The sequence below is a fragment of the Rosenbergiella gaditana genome (assembly GCF_018494065.1).
In the GTDB taxonomy this organism is placed as follows: domain Bacteria; phylum Pseudomonadota; class Gammaproteobacteria; order Enterobacterales; family Enterobacteriaceae; genus Rosenbergiella; species Rosenbergiella gaditana.
Genome location: NZ_JABBFR010000003.1, coordinates 1 through 12,164 on the forward strand (window position 1 = coordinate 1; position 12,164 = coordinate 12,164).

At 45.1% G+C, this 12,164-nt stretch carries 10 protein-coding genes, 2 tRNA genes and 2 pseudogenes; 1 reads left to right on the forward strand and 13 read right to left on the reverse strand.

Annotated elements, in window-relative coordinates; translation table 11 throughout:
* From HH682_RS02830 to HH682_RS16005, 13 genes and pseudogenes are all read right to left on the reverse strand, one after another.
* Positions 1-77, reverse strand: a tRNA-Arg gene (locus tag HH682_RS02830).
* Positions 78-82: 5 nt separating this feature from the next.
* Positions 83-175: transfer RNA gene (locus HH682_RS02835), tRNA-Ser, on the reverse strand.
* A 245-nt stretch (positions 176-420) separates the two neighbouring features.
* Positions 421-606: a carbon storage regulator CsrA gene (gene csrA, locus HH682_RS02840; RefSeq protein ID WP_062812383.1), complete on the reverse strand. Its 186-nt coding sequence runs from the start codon at positions 604-606 to the stop codon at positions 421-423.
* Between the two features lie 241 nt (positions 607-847).
* Positions 848-3,478 (reverse strand): alanine--tRNA ligase, encoded by a 2,631-nt coding sequence (gene alaS, locus HH682_RS02845; protein ID WP_214236069.1) that lies wholly within the window; start codon positions 3,476-3,478, stop codon positions 848-850.
* A 137-nt stretch (positions 3,479-3,615) separates the two neighbouring features.
* Positions 3,616-4,128, reverse strand: a complete 513-nt coding sequence (locus HH682_RS02850) for a regulatory protein RecX (RefSeq protein WP_214236071.1) — start codon at positions 4,126-4,128, stop codon at positions 3,616-3,618.
* 83 nt (positions 4,129-4,211) lie between these two features.
* On the reverse strand, positions 4,212-5,276 hold the full coding sequence (gene recA / locus HH682_RS02855; RefSeq protein WP_214236073.1) for a recombinase RecA: 1,065 nt from the start codon (positions 5,274-5,276) through the stop codon (positions 4,212-4,214).
* A gap of 80 nt (positions 5,277-5,356) precedes the next feature.
* Positions 5,357-5,863 carry a CinA family protein gene (locus HH682_RS02860; RefSeq protein WP_214236075.1) on the reverse strand — a complete coding sequence of 169 codons (507 nt, stop codon included), beginning with the start codon at positions 5,861-5,863 and terminating at the stop codon, positions 5,357-5,359.
* A gap of 108 nt (positions 5,864-5,971) precedes the next feature.
* The gene (gene mltB, locus HH682_RS02865; protein ID WP_214236077.1) at positions 5,972-7,045 is read right to left on the reverse strand and encodes a lytic murein transglycosylase B; all 1,074 of its coding nucleotides are present in this window, start codon (positions 7,043-7,045) and stop codon (positions 5,972-5,974) included.
* A 173-nt stretch (positions 7,046-7,218) separates the two neighbouring features.
* Complete coding sequence (locus HH682_RS15705) at positions 7,219-7,491, reverse strand: autotransporter outer membrane beta-barrel domain-containing protein (RefSeq protein WP_214236304.1); 273 nt, start codon at positions 7,489-7,491, stop codon at positions 7,219-7,221.
* A gap of 225 nt (positions 7,492-7,716) precedes the next feature.
* Complete coding sequence (locus HH682_RS02875) at positions 7,717-8,136, reverse strand: putative T6SS immunity periplasmic lipoprotein (RefSeq protein WP_338049308.1); 420 nt, start codon at positions 8,134-8,136, stop codon at positions 7,717-7,719.
* A gap of 12 nt (positions 8,137-8,148) precedes the next feature.
* Positions 8,149-8,670 (reverse strand): type IV secretion protein Rhs, encoded by a 522-nt coding sequence (locus HH682_RS02880; RefSeq protein ID WP_214236080.1) that lies wholly within the window; start codon positions 8,668-8,670, stop codon positions 8,149-8,151.
* Positions 8,671-8,799: 129 nt separating this feature from the next.
* Positions 8,800-9,027 (reverse strand): annotated as a pseudogene (locus HH682_RS02885) (hypothetical protein); the annotation flags it as partial.
* 40 nt (positions 9,028-9,067) lie between these two features.
* Positions 9,068-9,413: pseudogene (locus HH682_RS16005) on the reverse strand (integrase); the annotation flags it as partial.
* Positions 9,414-9,560: 147 nt separating this feature from the next.
* Here HH682_RS16005 and mutS point away from each other — a divergent pair.
* Positions 9,561-12,122, forward strand: a complete 2,562-nt coding sequence (gene mutS / locus HH682_RS02890; protein WP_476705555.1) for a DNA mismatch repair protein MutS — start codon at positions 9,561-9,563, stop codon at positions 12,120-12,122.
* Positions 12,123-12,164: the final 42 nt, after the last annotated feature.

Genomic DNA, 12,164 nt, shown 5'->3' on the forward strand with positions numbered 1-12,164 from the left:
TGGTGCATCCGGGAGGATTCGAACCTCCGACCGCTCGGTTCGTAGCCGAGTACTCTATCCAGCTGAGCTACGGATGCGTAAATGGCGGTGAGGGAGGGATTCGAACCCTCGATGCAGCTTTTGACCGCATACTCCCTTAGCAGGGGAGCGCCTTCAGCCTCTCGGCCACCTCACCAATTTACTTCTTAACTTAGCTTCAAAGGAAACTTACGTAACCGTTCGTTGCTGCGTTGGCGCACATATTACTTTCCCCGGTTTATAAGTCAAACACTTTTTCGAGAAGATTATTTGTTTGCACAAAACCGCAGCAATTAGCACATTTACTCGGCGATTTTCTTTTCTAAAGCATAAAAAAACGGCTGCAAACATAATTAAGTTTCACAGCCGCTTCGTAACCTGCCCCTGGTGAGTGCAGATAGATTAATACTCAGAGTCCTGAGTTTTTTCAGCTTGGATGCGTTGGTAAATCTCTTCACGGTGCACCGAAACCTCTTTAGGTGCATTAACACCGATTCTCACTTGGTTCCCTTTGACACCGAGTACTGTCACTGTAACCTCATCACCGATCATGAGGGTTTCACCAACTCGACGAGTTAGAATAAGCATTCTTTGCTCCTTGAAAGATTAAAAGAGTCGGGTCTCTGCACAACCCGGCACATCCATCGTTAACACTAAGTAATTAGGACAGTATTTTATTAATAAAATTCACTCAATCCGTGATTACTCATGCTTGATAATAGTTTAGCCGAAATACACAGTTCTTACCTGACATTATCAAGAGATTTATTAAATGATTTTATAATGTGCCCAACAGAATTTGTTGGGCTATTAATGTAATCAATTTAACTTATTGTAATTTATTGGAAATAATTTCAGGCACTTGCGCGAACGTTGCCGTAAGCGCATCAGGTAGATTCCCTCCTGCTTGTGCCATATCCGGTCGACCGCCACCTTTGCCGCCGACTTTCGGTGCAATAAGTCCAATCAGTTCACCCGCTTTAACGCGGTCTGTCAAATCATTAGTCACACCAACAATAAGTGAAACTTTATCTTCGCTCGTCGTACCTAAAACAATAATTGCTGAACCTAGTTGATTTTTCAGGTCGTCGACCATGGTACGAAGTAGTTTAGGATCAATTGACGGCAACTCACTTACTAGCACTTTTACACCATGAATTTCACTAACTTGATCAGCTAAAGAAGCACTTTTCTGAGCCGCTTGCTGGTCTTTGAGTTGTTGAACCTGTTTTTCTAGCGCACGAGTATGTTCGGCTAGCGCTTTAATCTTGTCATTAAGATTTGTGCTATTTGCTTTGATCAGTTGTGCTATTTGCGTCAGCTGATCTTGGGCCGCGAATACCGTGCCCAGCGCACGCTCCCCGGTAAAGGCTTCGATACGGCGTACTCCAGCGGCAGTGCCAGACTCTGAATCCAACACAAAAAGGCCGATATCTCCGGTGCGCTGTGCGTGTGTCCCGCCGCAGAGTTCAACCGAGAAGTCACCCATAGTCAGTACACGGACCTGTTGATCATATTTTTCACCAAACAAGGCCATAGCCCCTTTCTGTTTGGCGTCTTCAATGTCCATAATATCTGTCGTGACGGGAAGATTAAGGCGAATTTGTTGGTTAACAATCTCAGTCACTTGGCGAAGTTGCTGTTCGCTCATAGCTTCCGTGTGAGAAAAGTCAAAACGCAAATATTTATCGTTAACCAATGAGCCTTTCTGTGCGACATGCGGCCCGAGAACCTGGCGTAATGCTGCATGTAACAGGTGCGTCGCAGAGTGATTTAATCGGATTTTTGCCCGTCTTGCTTCATCAACGTGAGCGTTGGCCTGTTGTCCAACGTGTAACTCACCCGTGACCAAGCGACCTAAATGCCCCGGACTTTTACCATATTTTTGTGTATCTTCTACGGCGAATTCACCCTGTTCTGTCGAGATAACACCGGTATCACCGACTTGTCCACCGGACTCGCCATAGAATGGAGTCTGATCAAGTATCACAACGGCCGATTGACCTGGTAAGAGTTGTTGAACTGATTGTCCTTCGACAAAAATCTCACTCACCTTGGCAGAGAAGGCTAATTGGTCATAGCCATTAAATTCGGCCTCTTTCTCTACCCGAATTTGCGCATTGTAATCCGCGCTAAAGCCGCTTGCTTGGCGGGCACGTTGGCGCTGTGCTTCCATTGCTGCTTCAAAACCGGCTTCATCAATTTTTAAATCACGCTCACGACAGACATCTGCCGTTAAGTCAGCAGGGAAACCGAAGGTATCGTAGAGACGAAAAACAATCTCACCCTGTAAGGTATCACCTTTTAAGGCAGCAAGTTCTTCATCAAGAAGGGCTAAACCACGCTCTAGAGTTTTAGCGAACTGCTCTTCTTCGGCTTTTAGCACACTCTCAACATGTTGTTGTTGTTTACGTAATTCTTCGCCTGCACTGCCCATCACCTCGATCAGCGGCTGGACCAATTTATAAAAGAAGCTCTGTTGTGCGCCTAACATATTACCGTGGCGGACTGCACGACGAATAATACGACGCAGCACATAACCCCGGTTTTCGTTAGAAGGAACAACACCGTCGGCAATTAAAAATGCGCAGGAGCGGATATGGTCAGCAATAACACGTAACGATTTATTGGTTAGATCTTGTATTCCAGTAACCTGTGCCACAGATGTAATCAATTTTTGGAATAAGTCGATATCGTAGTTAGAGTTAACATGTTGCAGCACTGCAGAAATACGCTCTAGACCCATTCCCGTATCAACGGAAGGTTTAGGAAGAGGAAGCATCGCGCCATCCGCTTGACGATTGAACTGCATGAAAACGATGTTCCAGATTTCAATATAGCGGTCGCCATCTTCTTCTGCTGATCCTGGAGGCCCTCCCCAAATATGGTCGCCATGGTCGTAGAAAATTTCGCTGCAAGGGCCGCATGGGCCAGTATCACCCATCTGCCAGAAATTATCTGAAGCATAGGCACTGCCTTTATTATCACCAATACGGATAATACGTTCAGCGGGAACACCGATCTCTTTTTCCCAGATATCCCAAGCTTCATCATCGGTTTCATAAATAGTTACCCATAAACGTTCTTTGGGTAAATTAAACCATTGATCGCTAGTAAGCAGTTCCCAAGCGAATGAAATAGCTTCACGTTTAAAGTAATCACCGAAACTGAAGTTACCGAGCATTTCAAAGAAAGTATGGTGACGCGCAGTATACCCAACGTTTTCGAGATCGTTATGCTTACCCCCTGCACGGACACAGCGTTGAGAGGTCGTGGCACGAGAGTAATCGCGTTTATCTTGACCAAGGAACACATCCTTGAACTGGTTCATCCCTGCGTTAGTAAAGAGTAACGTTGGGTCATTGTTTGGTACTAGCGAACTGCTAGCAACAATTTGGTGGCCTTTGCTTTGGAAAAAATCGAGAAACGTCTGGCGAATCTCTGCAGTACTCTTGCTCATAAATGTCCTGGTATCATGCTTAACAGACGTTCCGTTACATCTAAGTCACTGGAATGTTCACAGTCGACCTATGATAGGGAACTCAAAGTCTCAATAAGATAAGTTTTCTTCACGGCGAAGTAAAATCTCAATCTTATTCACGAGGAAATATTTTCAAAAACAGCACGGATATCTTCGCTTTGAAAACCTCTGCTGTAAAGATAACGTTGTAACTTCACTTTTTCAGGATAGGTCGTTGGCCAACGTTGGCCCGCTTTTTTCTCGGCAACGTCTTGCGCACACTGCTGCCAATCCACTTCAGTGTGACGCAATGCATGCTGTACTTTTGCCGACTCTATATATTTTCGTTGTAAATCTTGGCTAATGCGCTGTGGTCCATAACCTCGACGGCTACGTTGCAGAATAAATTGTTGGCAAAAGCGCTCGTCATTTAGGTAGCCTTGTTCTGTGCACCACTGCACGACACTTTCAAGTGTCTCTTCTGCTACCCAAAAATGATAGGCTGTCTCGCGCAAAGCCTTCCTTGCGATTCCTAAACGTAACTTTTCTCGTAACTCTTCTGTACCATGATCTCGCTGTCCTAATATCCATACTGCACGTTGTAGCAACTGTGCATAAGTTACCTCTTTCTTCGGGACGCTACTCTCCATTCGATGTCCTCTTTACTCAGCACCTGTAACGAAAAACGGGAGCCGCATAAGCAGGCTCCCGTTACTAACGTCACGATGTAATGTTAAAATTCATCTTGCTCGTCGTTCTCTCCAGATATTTCATGTACTGGAGAGGTTTCACCTTCATGGTTTGGATTATTCAGCAAAGTTTCACGAAGTTTCTGTTCAATTTCGGTAGCAATTTGCGGATTCTCACGTAAGTAGTTACCTGCATTAGCCTTACCTTGACCAATTTTATCGCCTTGGTAGCTGTACCAAGCACCTGCTTTTTCAATAAATTTATGCTTCACACCTAAATCAACTAACTCACCATAGACGTTGATACCTTCGCCATACATAATTTGGAATTCTGCTTGGCGGAAAGGTGCAGCAATTTTATTTTTTACAACTTTCACACGGGTTTCACTACCGACCACGTTTTCACCTTCTTTAATCGCACCAATGCGGCGGATATCAAGACGAACCGAGGCGTAGAATTTTAATGCGTTACCACCCGTTGTAGTTTCAGGGTTACCAAACATTACACCAATTTTCATCCGGATTTGGTTGATGAAAATAAGGAGTGTATTAGATTGTTTTAAATTACCTGCTAATTTGCGCATCGCTTGGCTCATCATACGTGCCGCAAGGCCCATATGCGAATCACCAATCTCGCCTTCGATCTCAGCTTTCGGTGTCAGTGCCGCAACGGAGTCAACGATAATGACGTCAACGGCGCCTGAACGTGCTAATGCATCACAGATTTCAAGTGCTTGCTCACCTGTATCAGGCTGAGAACAAAGTAGATTATCAATATCGACACCTAATTTCTTAGCATAAACAGGGTCTAGTGCATGCTCAGCATCGATAAAGGCACATGTTTTCCCTTTACGTTGCGCAGCAGCGATAACTTGTAATGTCAGCGTTGTCTTACCGGATGATTCAGGACCGTAAATCTCAACAATACGTCCCATTGGTAGGCCACCGGCCCCTAACGCGATATCTAAAGATAATGATCCCGTTGAAATGGTTTCAACATCCATCGTCCGGTCTTCACCCAGACGCATGATGGAGCCTTTACCAAACTGCTTCTCAATCTGTCCTAGCGCAGCTGCAAGTGCTTTTTGTTTGTTTTCATCGATAGCCATTTCAACTCCTAATCGTACTGGTTTCGCCAGCAAGGGGATTTTTATGCTTATGCATTTACGGGATTAATTATACTGTATAGTCATACAGTATCAAGCTTAATTTTGAAAAATGTCTCTAACGCGGTCGCTAGGGCAAAGGTCACTGCCTGCTGGCGGATAGACTCGCGATTACCTGTGAAGTGGCATATATGGCTAGTCGTCGTCCCCCCTGCCATTGCAAACCCAAAGCAGACGGTACCCACCGGCTTATTCTCGGTTCCCCCCGCCGGTCCCGCATAACCAGTTACCGAGATGGCATAGTTAGCTGAGAAGGCTATACAAGCACCTTCAGCCATCGCTTTCGCTACGGCTTCGCTAACCACGCCATGCTGCTGCAACGAGTCAGGCAATACACCCAAATAACGCTGTTTACTCTGCTCGCTGTAAGTGACTATCCCCCCATCAAAATAAGCGGAGCAGCCACTGATATCAGTGAGCGCTTTAGCGATCCCCCCTCCCGTGCAAGATTCTGCAGTGGTGATCGTTGCTCGAGATTGCATAAGATGATGCCCGAGTAATTGGCTTACTTGGGCCAGTTCGTCGCTCATATCATTATCTCCGTCCACCTGGTTCAGGTCGATAGTTTAACAATTCTAGGTCAACAATGGCGCATCGGGCATACGATCTACTACTCGATACTCAATTAATCCATCGTATTACAGATTATTTTGTCGAGAAGCGCGGACTGACTCACCAAGTTGCCATACAGCCATCGCGTACTGTGTACTGTGATTGTAACGCGTTATCGCATAAAAATTGGGTAACCCAAACCAGTATTGATAACTGTTACCCATATCTAAACGTAATAAACTCACTTTTTGTGAGCCTGAGAGCGGCTGCTGTGGAGTCAATCCACTGTTTTGTAATTGGCTAACGGTGTAACGCGTTGAGTACCCGTTTTCTAAGCCAGGAGCTTGACCTGACCCGACGACTGCCACCGGTTGGCCTGTTTTCCAACCACTTTGTTGAAAGTAATGCGCAACACTACCAATAGCATCCACCGGATCCCAAAGGTTGACATGGCCATCACCATTAAAATCGACTGCGAACTGCTTATAGGCAGAGGGCATAAATTGACCATACCCCATTGCCCCGGCAAAAGAACCTCTTAACGTTAATGGGTTGTCTTGCTCATGTTGAGACATTAATAAAAAGGTTTCGAGTTCACTACTGAAATAGGTCGCTCGACGAGGGTAATCAAAGGCAAGAGTCGCTAGGCCGTCAATGATACGAGTTTTCCCCATAACACGGCCCCAGCGAGTTTCAACCCCGATAATTCCAACAATAATTTCCGCCGGCACTCCGTATTGTACTTCCGCTCGAGAAAGTGCATCGCGGTATTGGTTCCAGAAAGCGACACCATTTTGTACATTTGAATCAGTTATAAATTTATTACGGTAACGAATCCATGCGCCGTTAGGGCCAGGCGCAGGCGTGTAGTTTGGCGCTTGGCGATCCATTAATCGAAGCACGTAGTCCAAACGGCGGGTTTGGCTAAGCCACGCGATGAGTTGCTGACGGTTAAAATCATGCTTTTCAACCATCATATCGATAAATTTTTCTGCTCTTGGGTTACCTGCAAAGTCCCCGGTTAGATCACTTTGGGTTAAGATTGCCGGCTTTAATAGAAACCCGCCTTGAGGGGCTGTTTGATTATCTGTACGGTGCGAGTGGCTACTGCAAGAACAGAGAAGAGTGATGATAGGTACGATAAGATAGTTAAATCGCATGCGAGCTCCACTAGCTATTACATCGACTTTCTCATAATAAGAAAGCAGGATTATTGATGTCTTAGCATAATATAAAAGACGGAAACTTTCTGCACTAACCTAGTATTTTCTATGCAGTTTATCGCCGCCTCAAGGCCATTCCGTTATCTTAATTTAAAAGTGCCCTTTACCGCCTAAATTGAGACAATTATCGTTATGCTTTTATTACCAATTTGAACTGCTGTATTCACCCTAATACTGCCTTGCGGGAAGAGATTGGCTTCAAGCCCCAATTTCATTTCAGCGATATTCTCTGCTCCGGCAAGCTCTACTTTAGTACTGTCCATTTGGATACCATGACGTTTTGAATTATGTGTCCAGTTAAGCTCGAAAAAAGGTTGGAAATATCGTTTAGTTTCAGGTGAAGCCCTAAACGGATCAGTGAGTTGTATACCATCGAGAGAAATATGAGGTAGATATGTCGGAAGAACAGCTCTTTACCAAACGCCAACTCACCACGAAACTACTGCTGAACTCTCTGAAAAGCTTGCTGCGTTAAAAGGTAAACACACTGTCGCGTCACTCAATACTGGCGAGGGACTTCAAGTTTAGCTTTTTGTTGTTCATGATGAATATTTACATGAGTGACAGCATGGTCCCATGACACTTAAAAAATCAAGCATCTTCAATAATCAGGGGGATAGTGAGTTTATATCTTTCACCTTTAACTCTCCTTTATCTACCCAAACGGAAAAAGTCACACTATAACTATTCCCATTTTCTGTAGTGTGATCTTCCTTTATACGTATTGCATTAATAGAAAACACATATGATTTACCGGGTTCAAAAGAAAAAGCGGAATTAGAGAGGCATTTATTTGAGTATAACTTAGGTCCATTTCCAATAGCGAATTGTTTCTCCAGCACATTTTTACTATTACCAATTTCATTTATACTTAATAAAGATATGCTTTCATTTTTAGTATCAGGCAGTGAAACACAAATACCATCACCTACTACACTCACATTAGCCCGATGATTTTCCGGGCGAGTATCATTAAGGTGGCAGGATGCTAAAAACAGAACAGAAATAAATAAAATTATGCTTTTCATCACATCGCTCTCTTATAAAATTGATGCTGGCAATATTTTTCTATACAGCGAAAGGGTATTATTATCTAACACCCCCTGAAAACCAGCCTGACGCCCAATTTCACTTTTCAGACCACTTACACCATATCTTTCTAACAGAAAATAATCGGCAATAATCTGAGCTTGTTGCTCCATACTGTATTTACTTAAACTTTTATTCGTATCGATGGTATATTTGTAAGTTGATGCCCAGCTAAATACACCTCTTGTTCTAACCCACATTCCGTGCTGATGTTGCCAGACATGTGTCATTTCATGCATAAAAAAATGTTGGTTAGATTTTGAAGATAATGAGAAGTCCTTGAGATATGTTTCTTTTCTGAAATACATTTCACCATTTGGTGTCATCCCAACAAACTTTCCTTGCAAACCAAATGGGAGATAACTCTCACAATGAACCCATACCTTATTCCATTGAATTGAACTACCGAAAACTGTCTGAGCTAATTTTTTTTCCCCTGATGTTAGGAGGCGTAGAGAATTTTCCGTTTCCATAAGTAATCCTTCATTATGTATATAAATATTATCCTAATGAGTAAATAATAGATCCTGTGTAATAGAAAGTACACAATAGATATATTTTTAAGAATGGTGCTCAAAAACACAAAAAATAGTTATTGATTTCTATCCCATAAAACTATGATTATGGGTCCTCGCCATATAATCCGCCCTTATTTGCAACCACTTCCGACATTCAGCACCATACTGATACAGATTATAAATCTCTTCGCCGCCGCCGCGCGTATAACCCAGTACAGCCTCTGCGACTTTATTTGGACATTGCAGGTGGGAGAGTCCTGTTCGTACTGTACGGCGTAAATCGTGAGGCGTCCAATAAGTTATATTAAGCATCGGACTCCCTTTTAATCGTGTTAGGGTTCGTTTTCGTCTATTTCAATGTCTGCACCAAATTACGAGCAACATCACGGGCTTGTTCAATATTGGTAAATTCGGACACATTACCAATAGTAGACCTGATGACAGTTTGTCGTGACTTACCACCAGTAGTAGATTGGCTTTCAGCTAAGGAGACTCGGTGCGGGATAAAATAGGTCTTTATGGTGGCACTGATTTTGTGTACCAAAACCAACGGGTGAATCCCTGTGATTATCAGTGATAAGATACGGTTTTCGTTCTGGATTGGGTAAGTAGACTACTCGCCCATCATGATCGTGACTTGGTTTTACGTTGATAGATAATTTATTGATTATAATCGCCTGATTGAGTGTCATTTTCATCAATGTATATCAGCAGTTCAAGTGTGTATGAGAGAGAGTAGCTAGCATACATCTGGCATGCAAATTTTCGGATTTAGAGGGAATTATCAGGGTTTCAGATGGGGCCACTTGAGTACTTCTAAAACCATAAAAATGAGTAAATTCAATATGAAAGAGTCTACCGAGAAGGACCTTAGCACCCACACCCCGATGATGCAGCAGTATCTCGGCCTCAAAGCTGAACATCCTGATATCTTACTGTTCTATCGTATGGGTGACTTTTATGAGTTATTTTTTGATGATGCACGGCGGGCATCTCAACTGCTCGATATCTCATTAACCAAACGGGGTTCTTCCGCTGGGCAACCTATTCCAATGGCCGGCGTTCCCTATCATGCGGTGGAAGGCTATCTAGCCAAACTGGTACAGATGGGCGAATCGGTGGCGATTTGTGAACAAGTCGGCGATCCTGCGCTGAGTAAAGGGCCAGTGGAACGTAAGGTTTTACGTATTGTCACCCCTGGCACCATCAGCGACGAAGCGTTATTAAATGAACGCCAAGATAACCTTCTCGCGGCCGTCTATGAAACGAAACAAGGCTTTGGCTACGCTACGTTAGATATTGGCTCAGGCCGCTTTTTATTAACGGAAGCACAGAGTGAAGAAACTCTTGCAGCAGAATTACAACGCACCAACCCTGCAGAATTGCTTTATCCGGAGGGCTTTATCGCCTTTCATTTGATTGAACAGCGCCGAGGCTTACGCCGCCGCCCCATTTGGGAGTTCGATCTCTCAACCGCACGTCAACAACTAACCTTGCAGTTTGGCACCCGTGACTTACAAGGTTTTGGCGTAGAACAAGCCTTACTCGCTCTACCGGCCGCAGGCTGCCTATTGCAATATGCTAAGGATACGCAGCGTACCGCTCTGCCCCATTTACGCAGTATCACGATGGAACGTCAGCAAGATACCATCATCATGGATGCCGCCACACGACGCAATCTAGAAATTACCCAAAATCTCGCCGGTGGCACGGATAACACTCTTGCCGCAGTGCTCGATCGTACCGTCACACCCATGGGGAGCCGAATGCTGAAACGTTGGCTGCATACGCCCCTGCGGGATACCGCCATCATTACCGCCCGTCAGCAGGCGATTACCGAATTACAGCCGTTAGCTTCGTCGCTGCAGCCCTTGTTACATCAGGTGGGAGACTTAGAGCGTATTCTGGCGCGATTAGCCTTACGTTCCGCGCGCCCACGTGACTTAGCGCGTATGCGTCATGCTTTCCATCAGCTACCTGATATCCAAACATTACTGGCCGAAACGACCGGCCCTTCACTCGCCTTATTGGCAGAACGTAGCGGCGAATTTACCTCATTACGTGAGTTACTCGATCAAGCGATAGTTGAAGCTCCGCCTGTTTTAGTGCGTGATGGTGGCGTTATCGCCGAAGGGTATCATGCAGAATTGGATGAATGGCGAGCGTTGGCGGCAGGTGCGACAGACTATCTGGACCGTTTAGAGATTCGGGAGCGCGACCGTTTAGGTATTGATAGCTTAAAAGTCGGCTATAACGCAGTACACGGTTACTTTATTCAAGTTAGCCGTGGCCAAAGTCACCTAGTACCGATTAATTATGTGCGCCGTCAAACCTTAAAAAATGCCGAGCGTTATATCATTCCTGAATTAAAAGAGTATGAAGACAAAGTATTAACGTCCAAAGGCAAAGCATTGGCTTTGGAAAAGGCGCTCTACGATCAGCTATTAGATCAACTGCTGCCACATCTTGCCGACTTACAGCAGAGCGCAGCAGCCTTAGCAGAACTCGACGTCTTGGCGAATTTGGCCGAGCGCGCCGAAGCGTTAAACTATGTTTGTCCTCAATTATCCGAACACACCGGAATCGAGATTAATCAGGGCCGACATCCGGTAGTCGAACAGGTACTGAAAGAGCCTTTTATTGCCAACCCTGTTTCGTTGCAGCCGCAACGCCGGATGCTGATCATCACCGGCCCGAATATGGGCGGGAAAAGCACCTACATGCGCCAAACAGCGCTCATCGCCCTATTGAGCTGGGTCGGCAGTTATGTTCCTGCACAAGCCGTTACCCTAGGTCCTATTGATCGCATCTTTACCCGCGTTGGCGCAGCCGATGATCTGGCTTCAGGCCGTTCAACCTTTATGGTCGAAATGACCGAAACGGCGAATATTCTCAATAATGCGACCTGCAATAGTTTGGTGTTGATGGATGAAATAGGCCGGGGAACTTCAACCTATGATGGTTTATCACTGGCTTGGGCCTGTGCAGAAAATATTGCCAGCCGATTACAGTCACTGACGTTATTTGCCACACACTATTTTGAGCTCACCGCACTCCCTGACCAGATTCCGGGTGTCGAGAATGTTCACCTTGATGCGCGCGAGCATGGCGATAGTATCGCCTTTATGCATACAGTGAGTGAAGGCGCAGCCAGTAAAAGCTATGGTTTGGCCGTTGCGGCGTTAGCCGGCGTGCCGAAAGAGGTAATAAAACGCGCCCGGCAAAAATTACGCGAACTGGAAGCCCAGCCTACTCATGCGCCGACGGCAGGGGTAGAGACTAATCAATTATCACTGTTAGTGGAAGAGACCTCTCCAGCCATCGAAGCGTTAGAAACACTCGATCCTGATAGCCTCAGTCCTCGGCAAGCACTGGAATGGATTTATCGCCTCAAAACACTGCTCTAACGCGTAGATAAAAAAAAGCCATCTAACGATGGCTTTTCTTCT